Here is a 19,938-nt window from a genome sequence, read left to right as displayed (position 1 = left end):
TACTGGCTCAGCATATCATATCGCTTCGGTAATATGCCCAGGATCTGTTGCCAGCATTGCCACATAGCAGTTATGGTCAGGACGAGTAGAGGGTGAGTGATACTGTATTGACATTTCCACCATCTATGGCTGCCCGACACAAGCATTAAATAACACCTCAAGTATCCACATTAGTAAATGTCAGACAGGAAAGCCGTCAACCTGATACTCATAATCCTCATAGCAGTCGGCCTCCTCAGCAGCCTGCTGGCCTCCCTCAACCTGGAGCTGGACAGCGATACGGTGGTCCCGGGGCTGGTCGCCATGGAGATCGTCAAATACGGCAACTTTGGTTTTACCTACCCCGTAGATGATCCTTACCTGTTCACCGACATATTTACATTTCATTTCCTGCCGCAGGTCCTCTCAGGATTTGACCCGACAGTGTTGAGGCTCACGGCGTTCTTCGTGTTTCTGCTCGTCGTATCGGTATTCACGTATATGATCTACAGGTTCTCTAACCTCACCAGCGCCCTCATTTTTGCAGCGCTCTTCACCAACATCCAGCCTGGGGCGTCTTACCTGTTCCTGTCACCGGAATATCACGTCGGCTCCCTGCTTTTCGCCGGATTATTTATCCTCCTGTTCCACACGGAAGCCATACAAAAACTGCCCTTCTACGCCGTCGCTGCGCTGGCTTTTGTAGTAGGGCTCATCGTCCTGTCTGACTCGATCATCCTGGCCTTCTTCATCGTACCGTATATTGGCTACTGCATCTACTATTTCTGGACCAAAAGAGCAGAAGTGCCCACCGAGGGTAGTAAAAAGCAGAGGGTGGCAGAGGCAGAGAGCCGGGAGAAAGAGGTCTCAAAGATTACGAACGTGCTCGTCGTACTTGGAATTTCGACGGTCGCCGCTTACGTGTTGAAGATGAATAACTTCTTCATGGACGGCTTACGCGTCTTTTTAATAACCACCAAGACAGGAGACGTGGGCGGGATCGGCGAACGCCTGACGCTTTTAGTAGAGTCGTTGCTCCTGCTGCTGAACCATAATCTGCTCAGCCTCTTGAACACAGGCATTAACTTGTACGATATCGCCATCGGAGCCATCTTTCTGATGGCCGCCGCCTACTCGCTCGTCCGGAGGAATCCGAAGGCAAACTACCTCTACTGGATGTTCATGCTGTCAGCTGGGTTCACGTTCGTGGCTTTTACCTTCACGACCCTGGGCGACGGCGGGTCTGCCAGGTTCCTCTTATTCGTAGCTGTCGGAGTATTCGCCACGATAGCCTTAGCATACAGGCCGGAAACTCCGGGGCTGAATGTGAATACGATGTTACTGGCTGCAGTGATCATACTAATCCTTGCGACGATTGCCTCAAACATAGGTACTATAGCAGGATATGACTACCAGCCGAACAAGGAAGACTACGAGCTTATCGACTACCTGAAAAATAATAGCATGACGTACGGGTATACGGATTTCAATAGAGCGAATAAGCTGATTTACCTGTCGAAGCAGGAAGTGCTTTACCCGAAGGTGAAGATTGTCGACGACCAGTTCTTCGTCGAAGGCATGCTGATGACGCAGCGCTGGTATGACGTGGTCAATGAACAGCATAGACTCCACGTGCTGGTCGGCGAAAACGATCCACTATACATAGATGCTCAAAAAGTAATCAGGGCAGGTGTCCTGAACAATACGCATTATTATCAGAATTATACGATCTATGAGTATAATCTGTAACGGGCTTCCATAGCTTTCAGAAGAAAAAGAAAATAGGTCTTCGCATTCGGATCACATGAACATGTCCAGCGTCGACATCGTCTTTACCTTCTTCACAACTTCCTTCTGCACCAGCGGCGCCGCGACCGGCGCAGGCTTTTCCTCCCCAAACAGGTCCAGCGTCCTCTGGGAGTTACCCTGCATCAGAGTGCGTTCATCGCACCCGAACGCTTCTGTAATACGAGCCAGCCCCATCGCCAGCCTCTCGGCGTAATACCGGTAGTCGGGCCGGGCGGTGAACTCCAGCCCCTCGATGACGGGCTCTGCCCTGATCGGCTGTGCCGAGCCGTTGGTGATCACGAACGGAGTTTTCATGCCGGGGGTGAATTCGTAGCCCATCTCCTGCAGGCGTTTGGCCACGTTGACGTGGACGAGGGAGTCGGGGTTGTCGTAAGAGCTGAAGTCGTTGACGCTCTTGGAAATGATCAGCTTGGAGAGGTCGACTTTGCCTTTCAGGGTTTTATCAATGATGTCCTTGCTGAACCTGACCGCTTCGTCCGGCCTGCCTTCAAGCACGATCTGGAAGACCTGGGTCATGGTCTCGCTCTGCAGGTCGAAAGAATCGGTTCTTCTCGGCTCATAGCCTCTGACCAGCAGCGTTTCTTCGGGCCAGATGATCTTGCCGAAGTACCTCTTCTTGGCGTGTGCGAAGAACCTCTCCATGACTTTCTCCAGCTCGAGGTGCATGTTGCCCGCGGAGAATTCGGCCTGCACCTGGAAGCCCAGCATCTTGCAGGAGTCCAGATCCCGGTGATTTTTAGAAGTAAAGAAGACCGAATCGGTATCTCCGGCGATGACGGTGAAGCCCCTGCTTTCGAGGGATGCTACAACGGTACGAATTTCATCTCTGGCCCAGGAAGTGATGCTCGGTGCGATGTACCTGCTGTACGGCCACCGGCAGAATTTGGCGCCGAAGTACCCATAGGTCGCGTTGGCCAGGATCTTGATCGCGTTCTGCAGTCGGTTGTAATAGTCGGCCGCATCCATGTCGCCGTCCTGTCTGGCCTTCTTCATGAGCGCCTTTGCCTCCTTACGAGAGTTCAGGAGCCCCTCTACCATCCGGGGGGTGATGCCGTACCGCTTTTCCTTCGAGACAAAGCACGCCCCTATGGGCGATTCGTGGGCGGCTTCCGCCTTGTTTTTAACGAGCGTGGTGAAGCAGATGTTGTGCTTGATGATCTGGGAGGGGTACATGGATGAAAAGTCCAGGCCGATTACCCATTCCCAGAGGCCGGGCTTAGTATCGTACACGAAGCCACCCTCGTAGTCGTTGGTCTCGCCGCTGGCCATAGGAACGATGACATTTTCCCTGTCGACCATCCGGATCATCAGGCTCTCGATCATCCGGTTCTGGCCGCCGGAGACCTCTTTCACCGGCAGCCTGGAAGGAATGGCGACGTCCATGAGCTTGTTGAGAGTATTGATCCGGGGGTGCATAAGAATCCGGAGGGCAAGCTCGGCGTCCTTGAGACAATACTTTACCACCTCATCGCGTCTGTTGGTCCATTCCTCGTCAATGCGGGTCGAATTAATATTATCCTTCGTGTCCCCGAACAGCTGCTGGGACACGTAGCCTAAACCCTCTCTCTTCGGCCTCAGCTCTTTTTTCACCGACAGCCAGGCATCCTGTAGCAGCCTGCCTTTGATGTCCCATGTGACGAAGCCGGTCGTCCGATTCTCCCTGCGGCTCATTCCTAAAGAGTCCCGGCCGAAGTTCATGTATTCGCCGGCGGTGGCTTTCCTGCCTTCCGGAGGCGGGTTCAGGGCATTAGATCGATCGTACAGCATCTGCAGGTCGAAATTGTTGATGTTGTAGCCGGTGATCACGTCCGGATCGAGCTTGCGCACCTCAGCCACGAAGTCTGCGAGCAGCCTGCGTTCGTCCTCATTTCGTTCGGCCTCCTCCGCAGGAGACATGTTATCGCCCCGTACCCCGAATTTTGAGACGAACTGGCGATCCTCTTTCGTGCCGTCCACCTCATTGTAGACGGTGAAACAGATACAGTAGATGTTACCGTACTTGATCGAGCTTTCAATGTCGAAGCTCATGATCTTCAGCTTCGGAGTAAAGATCGGGCACTGCTCGAACTTTTCGGCCTTTAACACAATTTCAGTGGTATACTCACCAGGATCATCCACCAGCTCACCCGTCACCCGGACGCAGGTATCCAGATCGTAGTCGTAGATGAAGCGGTTAGTGAACACAATGTCGGCCGCGAAGAACACGCTTTTTAGCTCGAACTTCTCTATCTCTTCCTTATCCATGTACTGGAACAGGTTGTAGGTTCGGATGAGCTTCTGGGAATAGACCCGGTCAGTAGGGGTCAGCCTCGCAAGACGAGCGTCACCTGTGACAGTGAACTCGGGGTCAGCACGGACCTGCTCGAGGATCTCTTCGGGAATATTTTTCACGACGAGAGTCTTGTGCTGCAGCTCGAACTCCGTCCTGAATTTAGGGACCAGCCACGGCGCCCTGACTCTTACCTCAAGGAAATCCTCGATCGAGCCCTTGTACTCTTTCTTGACCTCCTTTATTGAGAGAACATCTTCGTGCTCTTCCAGCTTTTTCCGCAGCGCATCGGTAGGCCAGAAGATGTGGAAGTAGGGCTTGAAGTCCGGGCAGATGATAGTAATGCTCTGGTTTTCCCTGGTCTTTCCGTACAGGCGAACGTTGACATCTTCCCGATCCTTGCTGCCCTCCACGCCCTTCTTCGGCGTGACCGAGTACGTCGAATCCAGAAGCCGCACATCAAAAGTCGCCTGAACCATAAGCACCGACTTGCCATTAGAGGTGAGACGATATATACCTGATGCTTGCTCTGCAAAAGTAATACAGTTCGAGGATAATAAACCACGGCGGCACGACTCCCTATTCTGACAACTATAGAGCAAAGGTTCTAACCACAGCGACACGGCGGCACGGAGACGATTCGAGAAACAATAGCAGGATGGTTATTCATACCACGGCGGCACGGCGGCACGGAGACAACCCGCACCAGAATAGCAAGGCATTCTTTTTTTAGATCCACGGCGGCACAGCGGGCTGACGGCACGGAGACAATAGTATTTTCTACTTCCTTCAGGCTATTGATCAAAAGTCAGACTGAAACGATTGAGTAGTAAGCCTATGGTTAATGCGCTGTCTCCGTGTCGCCGTGGACATAAAAAGAAGGTCGCTTTTACCGGTTCACCATTGTCTCTGTGTCGCCGTGCCGCCGTGGTTCGAGTTACCATCTGGCCTGTCGTGGATCTCCCTGTCTCTGTGTCGATGTGACGCTGTGGTTCAAACTTTTCTTCTTATTTATATTTCATTAAGGTCAACGAGCAACTCTTGCAGGCTCCGGCCGAGACATTAGTAGCCCTGCGCCCGCGGAGACGACGATGATGATGGCAGCGATGGTCCCGCTGTCGAGGCCGAGGATCCAGATAGAGCTGCCGTTAAGCAAAATGTTGAAGTTGGACGTGCCGACGAAGAAGCCGGCGACGGTGGCGCCGCCGAGGATGCCTGCGCCGAAGGCCCGTAGCCTGGTATAGTGTTCCATCAGCAGGTATGCGGCAGATATGGCTGCGGCGGACATGACGATCTTGAGAGTGATGAAGCCGGGCACGCCGGCCACGTCATATGCGGCTTTGATCAGGAAGCTCTTTTCATACTCGAAGCTGCCGAGAAAGTTGTATGCCGCCAGCGTGGATACTATGTCATACAGTACGTAGAACACGATGGCGCTCACCAGTAGATACCTGCTCCACTTCACTATTCTGTCAATGTTTCGTATTTTTATATATGCTACCAAATATAATAGCGGCATTTACGCATGCAGCGATTGCATAGCTATCGGCTGTGGCAAACTTTATACATGTACCGGCCCATGGCTTAATCATGCTAGACAGGCCATACACGTTCATCAACTCAGCCATGAGCGCGGACGGCAAGATCTCGACGAAAAAGCGGAAGCAGGTCAAGATCTCCGGCAAGACAGACTTTGACCGGGTCGACGAGCTCCGGGCCGGCAGCGATGCGGTCATGGTCGGCATCGGCACGGTGCTGGCCGACGACCCCAGCCTGACGGTCAAGTCGGAGGAGCGCCGAAAGCGCCGGGTTGCCGAAGGGAAGGACGAGAACCCTGCCCGCGTCGTCGTAGACTCGCAGGCCAGGACGCCGCCGACGGCAGATATCTTTAAAAAAGGCACAGGCAAGAGAATCGTTGTAGTCTCGCAGGCCGCGCCTGCCGACAGGGTTGCGGCGCTGAAGGAGAAGGCGGAGATCATAGTCTGCGGGAAAGACGAAGTAGACCTGGAGCAGATGTCTGTCGAGCTGAAGAAGCGGGGCATCAACAGGCTCATGATCGAGGGCGGAGCCACGCTGAATTATGCAATGGTCAGCCGCAGGCTCGTAGATGAGATTTCGGTGTTCGTGGGCAACCTGATCATCGGCGGCAAGGACGCTCCGACCTTCATGGACGGGCCGGGTATCGCCGAGCGGAGCGAGGCTGTCGAGCTGAGGCTGATGAAATACGAACAGATGGACGAGGGGATCGTTTTAACGTGGAAAGTGTTGTAATTCAGGAGTTCCCTGCAGACGCCCGCATATCCGAGCTGGCGAAGAAGTACAAGTATAACGAGTACATGGTGGCGAGGTTTGCCAGGCTTGTGCCCGATCTGGAAAAGTTTCTGGAGAGCATGGAGGCTCCCCCCGCCACCTACATCAGGGTGAACACGCTCAAGATCGCCCCGAACGCGCTGCTGAAGAGGCTGACAGATAAGGGCTTTACCCTGAAGCCAGCCGATATACCGGACTGCTTTGAGGTCACCGGCGAGCCGTACTCGATCGGCGCCTCGGCCGAGCACCTGCTCGGCTACTTTTACGTGCAGGACAAGTCCTCTATGATCCCGCCCCTGGCGCTGGCGCCGAACCCGGGGGATACAGTCATCGACATGGCCGCCTCGCCGGGAGGCAAGACCACCCATATCGCCCAGCTTATGAACAACGAAGGGCTGATCGTGGCGATCGAGAAAGAGCCCGGCAGGATCCCGTCGCTGCGGACCAACATCGGCCGGTGCGGGGTAATGAACACAGCCATCTACAATATGGATGCGCTGGAAGCTGACAAGATCGGGGTAAAGGCGGACAAGATTCTGCTGGACGCCCCGTGTACCGGAGAAGGCGTGATCGCCCGGGACCGGAGCAGGAAGACCAGCAGGGAAGAGGCGGACATCCAGTTCTGCTCCACGGTCCAGCATGAGCTGATCGACGCTGCGCTGAAAGTCCTCAAGCCCGGCGGGACTCTCGTCTACTCCACATGCTCTTACGCTCCGGAAGAGAACGAGCTGATCATTGACTATGCAGTGAAGAAATACGGGCTGAAAGTGGATCCGGTGCCGTATGGGGTGCCGGGTATCGAGAAGTTCGGAAGCCTGACGTTTGCTCCCGAAGTGAAAAACGCCAGGCGCATGTATCCACACATACATAATACGACAGGATTCTTTGTAGCGAGGCTGCGCTATGTATAGGGGACTGAAGAAAAACGAGCTGACGCTGGTCCGGCGGGGGCTGGACTACTGGGGCGCTTTCGATCTCTCTAAAGAGCTGAACCTGATCGCCCGGCAGGGTGATAAGGTCGAGATCTTTACCACCACGCCTGAGGTGAAGTTCTTCGCGATCGGCAGAGACCCGGAGCCCCTGACAGCAGGGCTCTGCATCGGCGAGGTCGGGAAAAAGCAGTTCCTGCCGACGCTGGAGGGGCTGTACCTGATCGCCCGGGCTTCGGACAAGAAGAAAGTCGAGGTCGTCGGCCAGGCAGAGTCACTTGTGCTCTATGGCAGAGACGTCTTCGGGACTTCCATCACCTGGGCGGACGAGAGCATAAAGCAGAACGAGCGCGTCATCATCGCCAACAAGTTCGGGGAAGCCATCGGCGTAGGCCGGGCGAGGTACGACTACGCCGGGCTAAAGGCAGATAAGGTTACAGTTACCAACGAGGCCGACGTCGGCCTGTATATCCGTAACCAGGACATCATGGCCGGGTCGACCTGCCGCATAGGGCTGTGAATTCAGGCTTTCTCGATGACACCGCAGGCAATACGGGCGCCGCTGCCGCCTGAAGGGTCAGTCATCTGGTCGTCCGACCCTGCGTGTATTATGATAGCGCTGCCGTCAGCATCGAACAGAGTGACAGGACCTGGTGACAGTGTCACTCGATCAGTGGTCACGTTCAGCCGACCGGTGCCCGCCCGGTTTACCCGGATATCAGGCAGGTCTCCGGCATGAGGGCCCTGAGGGTTGTCGAGCCCATGCTGCTTACCAAGCGGGTTGTAGTGGTCTCCAGCCCCGGTGAACGGCGGGGTACAGTTCCCCACGGCGTGAATGTGGATGCCGTGTCTGCCAGGGGGCAAGCCATCTACGCTGACGTTGATCTGCACCGTGCCCGGGCTGACTTCGGTAAAGCGGGCGATTCCGACATCTTTGCCTTCGGCATTTTTAAGGACTGCTGTGGCCTGATCGATTTGGCCGCCCTGAACATAGGCGCCGGCGACCATGGTTACAGACAGCAGTAATGTAAGCAATAGCACATTTATATTCATCATACTCCACCTATCACAGTTGGCCGTTTTGGAATGATAGTATCTCGGCTGCATTCAGGTGACAGTACACGGCATAGCTTGAAAATAATCCGGATTTTTCCAGCACTACTAAACGGTCACGGCACTGACCCCGGTTTATCGAAACGTTTAAGAGATAAGCAATCATTAACGGTATTAGATGAAATCAGGGATGAATAGGGTTTATTTCACAACAGTAATTATTATTTTGAACTTACTGATATTGTACTCCCTATGTATAACCAGCGCCAGCGCCGAAGGAACTGGGTACCTTATGGGCCGGGTCACTATGCCAGACCAGCAGACGGGCATACCCAACGCGGAAGTCGAGCTGCAAAAGGACGTGACAGGCACGGACGTCGGCATGGCTAAAGTGACCACGGATGCCCAGGGTAACTTTTATATCACCAACCTCGAGCCGAACGACGAGTCCTGGGGCTACAGGCTAGTTGTCAAAAAAGGCGACTGGGGCCAGAGCGTGACCCAGCATTTCTCAATCATAGAAGGCACTTCGACGGTCGTGACGGTCCGAATTTTCCCCCACATCAGCCGGATGACGGTGGAGAGCGATAAGGCAGTCATCAGCGCTGACGAGACCTCCCGGGCGAACATCGTGGTCAGGCTCTACGATATCGATGGCAAGCCGGTGCCCGATAACATGCACGTGGTATTGTCACAGGACAGCTACTACCCCAACCCGGGCAAATTTTTCGCCGGAGGGCAGAATGGCACTGAACTGCTGCTACCCACCAGCGGCGGAAAAGTAGAGGTGCAGTACGGAGACATACCCGGCGACTCCCTGGCCCGGACCGTAAAGATCAACGCCGAGTGCGTCCAGTCTGCGGGGAATGGTTCGACCGCCCTTTCCATAGACCTCGTGAAGCCCAACACAATCACAGGTACAGTGTATGATATGACCATGCAACCGGTACCTTATGCAGGAGTCTACCTGTCCCGGTGGGACGGCGTAGGCAAGTATACTGGATATAACAGCACCGAGGATGGCGACTCGACGGACGGCAGCGGCCGGGCTGACGCTAACGGCAACTATCGCTTTACAGTCATGCCGGCGGGCGACTACATGATCACGGCTAACGAGTCCTCGTTTAATAACTCTACGAAGGTGCAGGTCATACGGGGCACCTACAACGTGGACATCATCCTCCCGATGAGCCGGGGCAGCATCAAAGGGTACGTCAGCGATCCGGATGGCACTCTGGTGCCCGGAGTCCAGGTCAAGCTGTTCAGGGTCTACGAAGGCAGGCTGTCTGAGATGGCTGTTACAGTATCGGACGAAGACGGAAGCTTCAGCTTTGACGATATATGGTATGGCAGATACAACCTGCAGGCATCCGCAGGAAATGAGACCGCCGACCTCCCGATAGTGCTGGATTCATCGAAGGCAACCGCAGCCATGAACCTGCGGAAAGCTAATACGACACCTACGCTGGTTCCCACGCCAGGTGCTAACAATACTACGTCCGCTAACGTCACTGTCACCCCTACAGTCAAGCCTGCTTCACCAGGCAACGCCACGGGCAAGACAGTTACGCCGAAGCCTCCTACCCCGACGCCATTCCCGCTCACGCCGGAGAACCTGCTGAAAACATACGGTGTGTCTATTGCAGTCATTGCCATTATTTGCGCAGGCCTGCTCGTGCTGGCAATACGCTACATGCCGCCGAAGTTATGAGCGGTGAGCGCAGTGCATTGCACTGAACACAATTTTGATATGCCTGCCGGGCTTACAGTACCACCATGGCGGGTTTGATCCGGGACTGGCTGGGCAGCGGGCTCGCGGACTTCGAGCGGGCGCTGCTGTACGATCAGGACAAGCAGCACTGGGGCTGGCTCAAGTGGCTGCCGGAGGGTGGAAACAGAATTTTTACCCTGTCTAAAAGCCCGTTCCTGGGCAAAACAGGCATTCCAACTTATTATATTTTGCCGGAGGGCTACGACAGGCTCCTGACGGAAAACCAGTTCGTCCGAGTCCAAGTAGACGGCTTACCCCATGAGGAAAAGTTCCCGGAGCATTATAAGTCCTACACAGTGAAGTCCGTGGAAACGATCCCGGACCGGGAGCTCCTGAACATTTTACCGCACCCCAAGCTGTACCTTGAGGAATTCCGGCATGAAGCGACAGTGAACTTTGTCAATGCCGAGAAAGACAACCTGGACGTAGTCCTGCCTTTGCAGCTTGTCAGCTGCCCGTCGAACGAGACTGGCTTAGGCGGCCTGACGGTCAGGCGGGAGTCTTTCCTCGAGAACGAGCCCGGCCAGGCGGACATCGTGCGGCAGTTCAAGGACGGCGTGCTGGACTGCATTCCGACGGGGTTCAAGATCGTAAATCCCTCTTACTTTTACATGATGGTCACGCCCGGCAAGGAAGCAAGCATGGAGCGGCTCAGGAAGAAGGTAAGAGAAGTGAACCTGATGACAGACCCTGGCACTTCGCTGAGCATCCACCTGCCGATGATCCACCTTCAGTCCAGGTACCAGTTCAGGCAGCAGCTCTCGGCGGACGTCGTGTCCTACCAGCTGACGGCACTGATCTGCCAGCCCCACCTGAGGAGAGAGGACATCAAGCCCATCGAAAGCTCGATCAAGAAGGCTCGCAAGCGTATGGAAAAGATGTCCGTCGACATCAACATGACTCCGCTGGCCGAAGTTAAGATCGCGGAGGCATTTGCCCGCATGCGCCTGGTGCAGAACAACGCGATCTACAGGTACCTCGATGGTGCGACAAAGCTGCTCGATTCCCAGCGTAAGGCCACAGAAGACCTGTACCACGACCTGTGGAACCGTCAGGTCGAGGCGTACGAGGACCTTCGCAGCGCCTTCGACGGCATGGAGATCAAAGGCGTGCAGGTGGCAGGCAAGAAGCGATCCGTCAGCATCAGCAGTTTCGACGCGAACCTGTCCCGCCGCGATATCTCCGTATACCTCGAAATTCGGCGCTTGATGCAGGAGTCAGGGGGACAGTACGTCAAGAGAGCGGAGCTGAAAAAAGCTCTGGCAATGGATGATGCGGCTCTGCGGGAAAGCCTGGACATGCTCCGCAACAGGGGCTACATTATTATGCTTCAGAACGGCTCGTTGATCAGGGTCTTCGATCTCGGCGAGTTCAGCGGCCGGTTTGACGAAGGGCTGCCGAAATAGGCGTGCTGAGACAATGAGGCCGGTATTCGGCCGGGCGGTCGCCCTGCCGCCGGATCTTAAAATATCATAAACTACTAATCTTATAGATTCCATATACTTTTTTAAGTGACTGCGGCCGGACGGCGGCCCTTAACGCCGTTAAGTATATAGACTCTGACCGGGATAGATATCATGAAAACTGCCGTAATCTTCGATAGCGCAGGCACCTTGCTAAAGGCGTACAGAGTGGCCAAGAACGTCCGCAGCGGAGAGATCGTCGAAAACGTGGCCTCGACCAACATGGTCCTGCAACACCCGGGATGCGCTCTGGTTGCCATCAGGGCAGACTCAGCCGATTTCCTGGATAACCTCGACGCATCGACTACCATCTCGACATTCCTGGCTTCTTCCAGCATCAGCCTCGACGTCATCTGCCGACGAAGCAAGTGCACGACGGAGCGCATAGCATCGGCGGCGAAAAAAGATACGCTGGCCACAATAGGCGATATGCGGGATGCGGTCGCCGCGGTTAAGCTTAAGTGTAAAGATATATATTATGTCAATATGGGTTTCGTTGTCGACGTGCCCCGTTCAGAGATACCCTACGTGCTGGCCACTGGCGGCCGGCTTTTCTCAGGTGCCAGGCGGCTGATCCAGAGACTGGGGGAACTGAAGGTCGACGTCTACATCGCATCCGGAGACAACAGAAAATCACTGTCTGCGCTTTCCCGGGAACTCGGCCTGCCCGAATCGAGGGCTTACGACGCCCTGTCACCGGCGGGTAAAAAGGAGCTGGTCCTGAAGCTCCGGGAGAAGTATGACCTGGTAGTGATGGTCGGAGACGGCATCAACGACTACCAGGCGATCGAAGCGGCGGACATCGGCGTGCTTACCGTACAGCAGGCGGGCCCGCGACCGCAGGTGCTTTACGACTCGGCAGATTTCGTGATCGACGACATCGGGAGCGTCGAAGAAGTGATAAGCAGAAGGTTACCCGAAGGAAAATGACGTTTACATTCAAACCCTTACCATTATAACCCGGAGGAAACTGGAGTGACTGCCTTTATTGAAGTTAAAAACCTGAACGTAAAATACGGGGATAAAAGCGTACTTAAAAACATCAACCTCACCATTAACGAAGGCGAGGTGCTCGGCATCATCGGCCGTAGCGGAGCCGGTAAGACTATCCTGTTACACGTGATCCGGGGCCTGGACGAGGACATCCCTGCGTCAGGCAGCATCGTATTCCACCTGGCAAGCTGCGAGAACTGCGGCTACGCCAACCCGCCGTCATGGACTGGCAAAGCCTGCCCGAAGTGCGGCGGCATGATGAAAGCACGGGACATAGACACTCTGTCACCCGACATGACAGACAGGGACCGCAGGAACATTTCTACGAGGATCGCCATCATGATCCAGCGTACCTTTGCCCTGTACGGCGACGACCGCGTCATCGAGAACGTGATGAGGGCGCTGGAGGACGTGAACTACTCTAAAGATCACACCCAGAGCCAGCTTGTCCAGCGGGCTGCAGACCTGATCGATCAGGTGAAGCTGTCCCATCGCATGATGCACATCGCCAGAGACCTGTCGGGTGGCGAAAAGCAGCGTGTGGTCCTGGCCAGACAACTGGCCAAAGAGCCTATGATGCTGCTGGCAGACGAGCCTACCGGTACGCTCGACCCCAAGACTGCGGGGATCGTCCATAACGGCATCGTCCAGGCGGCAAAAGACCATAACATGACTGTGCTCATCACCTCGCACTTCCAGGAAACCATCAAAGACATGGCCACCAGAGCCATCCTCTTAGACAACGGCGAGATCAAGATGGACGGCGCTCCGGACGACGTGATCAAGGAGTTCATGAAGTTTTCGAAGACGGTGGAGAAGAAAGAGTTCACGGCCGGCGAGCCGATCATCAGGGTACAGGACCTGGAGAAAATTTACCTCTCCATCGACCGGGGCATTATCAAAGCTATTAACAAGATAAGCTTCGAGGTAAAAGAAGGAGAGATTTTCGGCGTGGTCGGCGTCAGCGGCGCCGGCAAGACATCCCTGTCCAACGCGATCACCGGCAATCTCGAAGAGACTCACGGCATCTGCGAAGTGAGGATCGGAGACGACTGGGTCAACATGCTGGAGCCTGGCTACTATGCCAGAGGCAGGGCAAAACAGTACGTAGGCCTGCTGCACCAGGAATATGACCTGTATCCGCACAGGACTGTCGTGGACAACCTGACCGACGCGATCGGCCTGGACTTCCCGGCTGAGCTGGCGGAACGGAAGGCGATTCACACCCTGCAGATCGCCGGCTTCAGCGAGGAGAAGAGCGCAGACGTCCTGCCCCAGTATCCGCACGAGCTGTCAGAGGGCGAACGCCACAGGGTAGCGCTGGCACAGGTGCTGATCAGGGAGCCCCGCATCGTCGTCTTAGACGAGCCGACGGGCACCATGGACCCGTTCACCAAGCGCGATGTGGCTAACTCGATCCTGTCTTCGAGAGACGAGATCGGAGAGACGTTCGTCATCGTCTCCCACGACATGGAGTTCGTCCGCATGGTCTGCGACCGCGTCATGCTGATGCGCGCAGGCAAGATCGTCGACATCGGTGATGTTGAAACGGTGCTCTCAAAGGTCACAGAGCAGGAGCGTCAGATTATGGCGCAGGGCCAGTAAGGCCCATCTCTTTATACTGGCAGAGGAAGTGTTTTCTTTTATTTCGCTAAAAAGAAAGTATTTGAGCTGATATATCATTTTAGTCTGGAGAAGAGGGTACTTTGAGCGTAAAATATGTCGTAGATGTCGACGGGAAAAAGGTTGCGGTCCGAGAGGGAGCAACTGTAGCCGACGCGCTGGCGGCGGCAGGTGTCAGCCATCACCCGGGCACAGTCATAGGTATCATCAGCGGCAGGGAAGAAGCCCGGAAAGAAGTAGCCACTGAGTTCAAGATACTGACAACCCGGGGCGAGATACGGTTAGAGCTGACCGGAGGAGCGCTCAAGCAGGCCTGGCTCGACAGCTACAGCAAGTTCGCAGGCACGGAAACCAAGTGGACAACAGGCTATGCAATAGCCTTCGGACCGGCCCCGACAGGAGTGCCAGCCGGCAAGACAGAGACGGAATACCGGCGCTGGGACGTGTCCTTTGGTACTGGCGGCTACGATGCAAAGAACACTTATCTAATCATCTCTAAAGCAGACCACACTTCTGACTACGGTGTCAGGGGTGGCGGAGCTTTCGGGAAGATCATCTCGGGCAAAAAGGTGCTGGCAAGCCTGGGTCAGGACGACAGCATCAAGTCCATCGAGCCGGTCGTGAAGCTGGAGAAGTTCGCCAACAAGACTGTCACGACGGATACTTCGATGCCGGTGGAGGAGGGCATGGAGATACACACTGCCCTGCAGGTAGAAATGATGCCTAAAGCCAAAGACGGAGCAGAGCATTTCTACGCGGCGGTCAAGGACGGGACATTCCCGGTGGACTTTGCCGCCAGCACGTTCATATCCAGCGACGTCATGCTGGGAGAGGTCTGCCCGTACGAAAACCTCGGGGCCAGGAGCGAAGGCGCGGTAAGCATCCGGACAGACGGCAGCGGCAAAGGCCGGATCTACATTTCCAGAGCAGACCTGACATCGAGCATCTATCACTCGATCGTCGGCAGAGTGATCAACGGCATCGAACTGGTGAAGATCGTCAGCCCCGGCCAGCGCATCGCTGTCACGACTGTGCCCGACCGCCTTAGTGTGCTGGGCATGGATCTTAAAGCCGCCGAAGAATTTCTGACACGGCGGGGCATCAGGTACGAGAAAGCCGGCCACCAGGGCGAAGATGCAGTAGTCGTCGACCAGACGCCGCGGACTACAATGGAGATCGTCAGCTCGGGCAGCGTCAAAATCACAGCGATTCCAAGGGACGGCCTTGTTGAGATCGAATTATACGATGACAGAGCCCCCCAGTCGGTAGAATACTTCCGCCGGGCGTCGGGGTTGAAAGAGCAGCACGTGGGATCGCTCAACGTGTTCTTCAAGTACGAGGATACGCTGCTCTTCAAGGGCAAGACAGTACACGTCGGCGAGCTTATACCGGAGAACAAGCCGGAAGAGGGCTCGATCGTGGCGGCAGGCGAGATCGGTATGACCAACATGGCTGCCCGGTATGCAGGCATGGTGGGCGTGAGGTTCGGAGACAGCAGCAAGTTCGGCCCGACAGGGGAGAAATACACCTCCACCAACATCATCGGCAGGGTGCTGAACATGGAAAAGCTGAGGAAAACTAAGGAGAAGGAGACCGTCTATTTCACGGAGGTGCGGTGATGGCGAGTGAAGGACAGCAGGAAGATGTCATAACAAAAATGGTGGTCATATCTGATTCGCTGCTGCCTGCAGAGGTGGCGATCAGCGCTTACAAGATTACGAGCGACGTTGTAATCAAGGAAACCTGCTACGGGCTAATGATAACCGGAAAGAGAAGCGAGGTAAACCGGCTGGCCGAAGAGCTCCGGAACGAACACCCTCACAAGATATTCATCAAGGAGCGAGGTTACCCGTCGGGCGACAAAAGGCGTTGCCGGGCTAACAGGGGAGGAGGCCCCAGGCCGGGCTTCCACCAGCTGAAAGAGGAGCTGGACATCCTGCCGGATATCGCCAAAGGACTGGTACTCGTAGAGAGAGGTTTCACGCCCGTACCCCAGCCGAGGCCTAAAAATATTGACGTTGACAGGTTCAAGGAAATCATTAATTCTACTATCGCAGAAGGAGATGCGCAATGAAAATATTCATCTATCCCCCTAACAGCCTCATATTAGCAGATCTTGTCGAGCGCTTCGGCCACGAGCCGCTGACGCTCATGAGCGAGGTCCGCAAGAAGGTGACCAGCCCCAGTCTGGACTCCCCTCCCATGAACATGACGCCGGACGACCCGAAGAAAGGCCTGAAATACGCCGCCATCGAGATCCCCTCGGGCGTCAGGGGCCGCATGGCCCTCATGGACCCGCTGATCGAGCAGGCCGAGGCAGCCATCATTGTAGAGGATGCAGAATACATGTTCGGATGTATGGGCTGCGCCCGGACGAACGAACTGCTGAAGTACGTGGTAAGAAAGAAGGGTGTGCCAGTCCTGGAACTGCAGTACCCCAAAAATGAGAACGAGGCGAAAAACTTCGTGTTATACGTAAACGAGTTCCTTCGTAAGCTTACAAAAGAACAAGCGCCTGATGCGGAGGGAAGCCAGTGAGAAAGATACGCATAGCCCACCTCACCTGCGGCTCGGAGCACAGCGGCGTGCAATCTGAGATCGAGAAGGCCGCAGAGCAGGTCCAGGCCCAGATCGTCTTCCCCGAGGTAGAGATCGGCAACGTGAAAGAGAACGCCAACGCGTTCGGCCTGCAGGTGGCCAGTCCGGACCTGCGCCTGATGATCGCCAGGGCGAAGAGCATCGTCAAAGGCGATACCAAGGCAGACGCCGTCTTCATCACGACCTGCTTCCGGTGCGCCGAAGGCGCCATCGTCAGGAACGCCCTGAGAGACTACATTCACCAGCAGTCCGGCTTACCGGTCATCAGCTATTCTTTCACCGAGAGGACTTCCCACGAGACGCTTCTCACGAGAATGGAAGCCCTGTCGACCACTGCGCTCCGCCGCAGCCTGCTCGCCAGAGAAGAGCAGTCCGGCCTGACCGCGGGCATAGACTCTGGATCGAGCACCACCAAGGCCGTCATCATGAGGGACAACAAAATTATCGGCACGGGCTGGGTCAAGTCCACCGACGTCCTCAAGAGCGCCGAGGAAGCCTTCAGCAAGGCGCTGGCAGAAGCCGGCGTCAAGAGAGAAGATCTGGAAGGCATCGGCACCACCGGCTACGGCAGGTTCCTGATCGGCAAGCACTACAACGCCGACCTCGTGCAGGAAGAGCTGACGGTCAACTCCAAAGGCGCCGTCTACCTGGCCGGAAAACAGAAGGGTCCGGCCACGGTCATCGACATCGGCGGCATGGACAACAAGGCCATCTCAGTCCAGGACGGCATCCCCGGCAGCTTCACGATGGGCGGCATTTGCGCAGGCGCATCCGGCAGGTTCCTCGAGCAGTCCGCCAACAGGCTGGGCGTAGAGATCGGAGACATGGGAGCACTGGCCGTCAAGGGCGACCACTCAAAAGTAACCATGAACAGCTACTGTATCGTCTTCGGCACCCAGAGCCTGATCAACTCGCTGTCCAAGGGCAACGCCAGAGAAGACGTGGCCGCAGCAGCCTGCTACAGCGTTGCAGAGCAGGTTTTCGAGCAGCAGCTGCAGGAGATAGAGGTAAAGAAGCCGGTGATCATGGTGGGAGGATCTTCGCTTAACATCGGCCTCGTCAAGGCAATGGGCGACCTGCTGAAGATGGACGTCATCGTCCCGCCTTACTCCCAGCACATCGGCGCGGTAGGCGCCGCCCTCCTCGTCTCCGGGCTAAGGGGAGGGAGTGAGGAGGCGCAGGATGAACACTGACATAATGGAGCCTCTCGAAGTCTTCAAAGTCGAATGCCTTGACGAGGAAGGCGCTCAGAAGTACGAGGGCGTCATCAGGGACGTGCTCACAGACCTGAACTTAGTACGGGCAATCGGCCGCCTGCGAGTCTACATAGATCCTAAAGAGCCTGTCTTCATCATTGTAGGCATATTCAGGCAGGGCCTGCCGACCATCACCCTCGGAGACGTAGCCGACATCAACAGCGTCAACGAAGGCATCATGGTATCGGTCAGGGAAGAACAGTATGCTTCCACGGCTGTCGGAAAGCTCTACCTCAAGTACGGCCGCGACCGGATCATCCCCACCGACAGAACGTCGGTCATCGTCCCCGTAGACGGCGACTACGCCCGCCAGCACGACGAGATCTCCTCCATCGTGGTCTACGACCCCAAGGACGAGCTCAAGAAAGCCGTGATCGACGCGCTGATCAGGATAGCGCCGGAGGGATTCAGGGTGCGCAAACATTACATTTCAGAACATATGCTCGCCTTCATCGCCTCCGAAGACCCGATAAAGCCCGAGTGGATGAACGTCTGCCACCGCATAAGAGAAGAGATCAAACATGATAAGGAGGACTGACCGGGCATGGAACCACTGATCTTCCAGGGTGGCATATATAAGCACGAGCAGATGATCGAGCTGGTCGAAGACCTCGGCGGCTACATCCTGCAGAAAAACGTGCTCCAGCTGGACGTCATCGTAGTCATGCTGGTGCCTAACGCAGACCTGCCGCTGATCGAGGCCAAGGCAAAAGAACTGCTGGGCAAGCTCACCAAAGCACCTCTCGCCGGCGCCGAGATAGCCGTGGTCACGCCAACGCTGGCTTACCAGCACTTGCCCCACTTAGCCTGCGACATTGCGGAATATCTCCGCAGGGCGGGCTCCAAGACAAACATGATAGGCCTGGCCAGAGGCGTGGGCAAGCGCGTGGCACAGCTCAAGGCGACTGAAATCGACCTGATCAACGAGCATGACTGCGCAGTCTTCACGTACGGCAATTTCCGGGAGTGCATCAAGGAGAAGACCAAACTCTTCCGGGACATCGAAGTACCGATCGTGGTGACCGGAGGCCCGAATATGGACGTAGTCGAGGTACCGGGATGCGTCGCCTACATCGGAGGCCTCGGCAGAGTGATGCACAGGACCAGGCAGAAAGACGAGCTGGCGATCCTGGACAGGCTGGTGGATGCCACTGGCAAAGTCCTGGACGAGCGCAGGGCAGAACTGGATAAGGACCCCCTCAGCGTCAGCCCGCCAAGGGTGATGCACGAGATTGAAAAGCAGATCCCGGACATTCCGGAGTCGCTGGCCCCGACGCCGATCACGCTGCAGCTCAACGGCTGCCGCATCAAGGTACCCTACGACGAGTACGCAGAGCGCATCCTCAACGTCAAATTCGACGAGGGAATCTACATGCGCGAGGTAGCGAAACTCTACCGCTCGAGGATGAAGGATTACATCATCCTGAGAATTCTGCCAAAGTCAGAGACCGGGTTCGTTATATAAGAAGATTGAAGGCCACGAGCGCTGTGGCCTGTTCTTCTATTTATTGTCGCTCCTGGAACTTTCTGGACATGTGTCTGTGCCCAGATGTTAGCCTTTTAAAAGTCAGCGCATGCAGGCGTCCTGGAAGACGATCTAGAAGACGAATGCTTCGCTGTGCATTCTCTAATTGCTCTTATGTGGTGAGATTGCAAGACGAACGCTGCGCTGTGCCAATCCACACAGATGCCACAGATTCTGACTGATTCCACAGATTCCCTCTGCTGAATCCACAGATTACTACACGATATCACAGAAGGAATACTATAATAATAATCGATCACCGATGGCAATCGCAAGACAATCGATCAGAATATTTTTAGTTATCTGTGAAATCAATCGTAATCTGTGCTATCAATTAGAAATCTGTGGATTCTGTTTCAA

The 19,938-nt window shown here is 55.5% G+C and carries 17 protein-coding genes; 14 read left to right on the top strand and 3 right to left on the bottom strand.

The annotated features are described in order from the left end of the window. Positions 1-177: 177 nt before the first annotated feature. Positions 178-1,728 carry a hypothetical protein gene (locus tag RCI_RS15175; RefSeq protein WP_012037325.1) on the top strand — a complete coding sequence of 517 codons (1,551 nt, stop codon included), beginning with the start codon at positions 178-180 and terminating at the stop codon, positions 1,726-1,728. A 51-nt stretch (positions 1,729-1,779) separates the two neighbouring features. Here the strand turns inward: RCI_RS15175 and RCI_RS15170 are convergent, their stop codons facing one another. Continuing rightward, positions 1,780-4,536: a DNA polymerase II gene (locus RCI_RS15170; RefSeq protein WP_012037324.1), complete on the bottom strand. Its 2,757-nt coding sequence runs from the start codon at positions 4,534-4,536 to the stop codon at positions 1,780-1,782. Positions 4,537-5,084: 548 nt separating this feature from the next. After that, positions 5,085-5,522: a hypothetical protein gene (locus RCI_RS15165; RefSeq protein ID WP_148266663.1), complete on the bottom strand. Its 438-nt coding sequence runs from the start codon at positions 5,520-5,522 to the stop codon at positions 5,085-5,087. A 125-nt stretch (positions 5,523-5,647) separates the two neighbouring features. On the opposite strand from RCI_RS15165, the gene RCI_RS15160 reads away from it, so the two are divergent. From RCI_RS15160 to RCI_RS15150, 3 genes are read left to right on the top strand one after another with little or no spacing between them, the layout of a single operon-like run. Then, entirely contained in the window at positions 5,648-6,328 is a 681-nt protein-coding gene (locus RCI_RS15160) for a 2,5-diamino-6-(ribosylamino)-4(3H)-pyrimidinone 5'-phosphate reductase (protein WP_012037322.1), read from the top strand. Then, positions 6,313-7,278 carry an NOL1/NOP2/sun family putative RNA methylase gene (locus RCI_RS15155; RefSeq protein ID WP_231844869.1) on the top strand — a complete coding sequence of 322 codons (966 nt, stop codon included), beginning with the start codon at positions 6,313-6,315 and terminating at the stop codon, positions 7,276-7,278. Before RCI_RS15160 ends, RCI_RS15155 begins: the two co-directional genes overlap by 16 nt. Next, positions 7,271-7,816 (top strand): PUA domain-containing protein, encoded by a 546-nt coding sequence (locus RCI_RS15150; RefSeq protein ID WP_012037320.1) that lies wholly within the window; start codon positions 7,271-7,273, stop codon positions 7,814-7,816. The genes RCI_RS15155 and RCI_RS15150 overlap by 8 nt, the downstream gene beginning before the upstream one ends. A 2-nt stretch (positions 7,817-7,818) precedes the next feature. On the opposite strand, the gene RCI_RS15145 is transcribed toward RCI_RS15150, so the two are convergent. Next, the gene (locus RCI_RS15145) at positions 7,819-8,352 is read right to left on the bottom strand and encodes a superoxide dismutase family protein (protein WP_148266662.1); all 534 of its coding nucleotides are present in this window, start codon (positions 8,350-8,352) and stop codon (positions 7,819-7,821) included. 304 nt (positions 8,353-8,656) lie between these two features. On the opposite strand from RCI_RS15145, the gene RCI_RS15140 reads away from it, so the two are divergent. From RCI_RS15140 to RCI_RS15095, 10 genes are all read left to right on the top strand, one after another. Continuing rightward, positions 8,657-10,060, top strand: coding sequence for a carboxypeptidase regulatory-like domain-containing protein (locus RCI_RS15140; protein WP_158308937.1), 1,404 nt, complete (start codon positions 8,657-8,659; stop codon positions 10,058-10,060). Positions 10,061-10,125: 65 nt separating this feature from the next. Continuing rightward, positions 10,126-11,526, top strand: coding sequence for a hypothetical protein (locus RCI_RS15135; RefSeq protein ID WP_012037317.1), 1,401 nt, complete (start codon positions 10,126-10,128; stop codon positions 11,524-11,526). A 171-nt stretch (positions 11,527-11,697) separates the two neighbouring features. After that, positions 11,698-12,513 (top strand): HAD family hydrolase, encoded by an 816-nt coding sequence (locus RCI_RS15130; RefSeq protein WP_012037316.1) that lies wholly within the window; start codon positions 11,698-11,700, stop codon positions 12,511-12,513. Between the two features lie 45 nt (positions 12,514-12,558). Continuing rightward, on the top strand, positions 12,559-14,181 hold the full coding sequence (gene atwA / locus RCI_RS15125) for a methyl coenzyme M reductase system, component A2 (RefSeq protein WP_012037315.1): 1,623 nt from the start codon (positions 12,559-12,561) through the stop codon (positions 14,179-14,181). A gap of 101 nt (positions 14,182-14,282) precedes the next feature. After that, positions 14,283-15,818 carry a methyl-coenzyme M reductase-associated protein Mmp3 gene (gene mmp3, locus RCI_RS15120; RefSeq protein ID WP_012037314.1) on the top strand — a complete coding sequence of 512 codons (1,536 nt, stop codon included), beginning with the start codon at positions 14,283-14,285 and terminating at the stop codon, positions 15,816-15,818. Then, positions 15,818-16,273, top strand: a complete 456-nt coding sequence (locus tag RCI_RS15115) for a methanogenesis marker 6 protein (RefSeq protein WP_012037313.1) — start codon at positions 15,818-15,820, stop codon at positions 16,271-16,273. The genes mmp3 and RCI_RS15115 overlap by 1 nt, the downstream gene beginning before the upstream one ends. Then, a complete protein-coding gene (locus tag RCI_RS15110; protein WP_012037312.1) occupies positions 16,270-16,737 on the top strand; it encodes a methanogenesis marker 5 protein in 468 nt (155 codons plus the stop codon). The genes RCI_RS15115 and RCI_RS15110 overlap by 4 nt, the downstream gene beginning before the upstream one ends. Continuing rightward, complete coding sequence (locus RCI_RS15105) at positions 16,734-17,990, top strand: methanogenesis marker 15 protein (protein WP_012037311.1); 1,257 nt, start codon at positions 16,734-16,736, stop codon at positions 17,988-17,990. The genes RCI_RS15110 and RCI_RS15105 overlap by 4 nt, the downstream gene beginning before the upstream one ends. Beyond that, a complete protein-coding gene (locus RCI_RS15100) occupies positions 17,980-18,591 on the top strand; it encodes a methanogenesis marker 17 protein (RefSeq protein ID WP_231844868.1) in 612 nt (203 codons plus the stop codon). The genes RCI_RS15105 and RCI_RS15100 overlap by 11 nt, the downstream gene beginning before the upstream one ends. Before the next feature lie 6 nt (positions 18,592-18,597). After that, a complete protein-coding gene (locus tag RCI_RS15095; RefSeq protein ID WP_012037309.1) occupies positions 18,598-19,518 on the top strand; it encodes a methanogenesis marker 7 protein in 921 nt (306 codons plus the stop codon). Positions 19,519-19,938 lie beyond the last annotated feature (420 nt).

The sequence above is a fragment of the Methanocella arvoryzae MRE50 genome, assembly GCF_000063445.1.
Classification (GTDB): Archaea; Halobacteriota; Methanocellia; order Methanocellales; family Methanocellaceae; genus Methanocella_A; species Methanocella_A arvoryzae.
The sequence above is the reverse complement of the archived record's forward strand: the minus strand, read 5'-3'. Positions and strand labels throughout refer to the sequence as shown.

What these genes read in the sequence shown, in the direction of transcription:
- RCI_RS15170 (WP_012037324.1), bottom strand. Translation starts at nt 4,536, where the DNA reads ATGGTTCAGGCGACTTTTGATGTGCGGCTTCTGGATTCGACGTACTCG.
- RCI_RS15135 (WP_012037317.1), top strand. Translation starts at nt 10,126, where the DNA reads ATGGCGGGTTTGATCCGGGACTGGCTGGGCAGCGGGCTCGCGGACTTC.
- RCI_RS15110 (WP_012037312.1), top strand. Translation starts at nt 16,270, where the DNA reads ATGAAAATATTCATCTATCCCCCTAACAGCCTCATATTAGCAGATCTT.
- RCI_RS15115 (WP_012037313.1), top strand. Translation starts at nt 15,818, where the DNA reads ATGGCGAGTGAAGGACAGCAGGAAGATGTCATAACAAAAATGGTGGTC.
- RCI_RS15150 (WP_012037320.1), top strand. Translation starts at nt 7,271, where the DNA reads ATGTATAGGGGACTGAAGAAAAACGAGCTGACGCTGGTCCGGCGGGGG.
- RCI_RS15100 (WP_231844868.1), top strand. Translation starts at nt 17,980, where the DNA reads ATGAACACTGACATAATGGAGCCTCTCGAAGTCTTCAAAGTCGAATGC.
- RCI_RS15160 (WP_012037322.1), top strand. Translation starts at nt 5,648, where the DNA reads ATGCTAGACAGGCCATACACGTTCATCAACTCAGCCATGAGCGCGGAC.
- RCI_RS15175 (WP_012037325.1), top strand. Translation starts at nt 178, where the DNA reads ATGTCAGACAGGAAAGCCGTCAACCTGATACTCATAATCCTCATAGCA.
- RCI_RS15130 (WP_012037316.1), top strand. Translation starts at nt 11,698, where the DNA reads ATGAAAACTGCCGTAATCTTCGATAGCGCAGGCACCTTGCTAAAGGCG.
- RCI_RS15145 (WP_148266662.1), bottom strand. Translation starts at nt 8,352, where the DNA reads ATGATGAATATAAATGTGCTATTGCTTACATTACTGCTGTCTGTAACC.
- RCI_RS15140 (WP_158308937.1), top strand. Translation starts at nt 8,657, where the DNA reads ATGCCAGACCAGCAGACGGGCATACCCAACGCGGAAGTCGAGCTGCAA.
- RCI_RS15095 (WP_012037309.1), top strand. Translation starts at nt 18,598, where the DNA reads ATGGAACCACTGATCTTCCAGGGTGGCATATATAAGCACGAGCAGATG.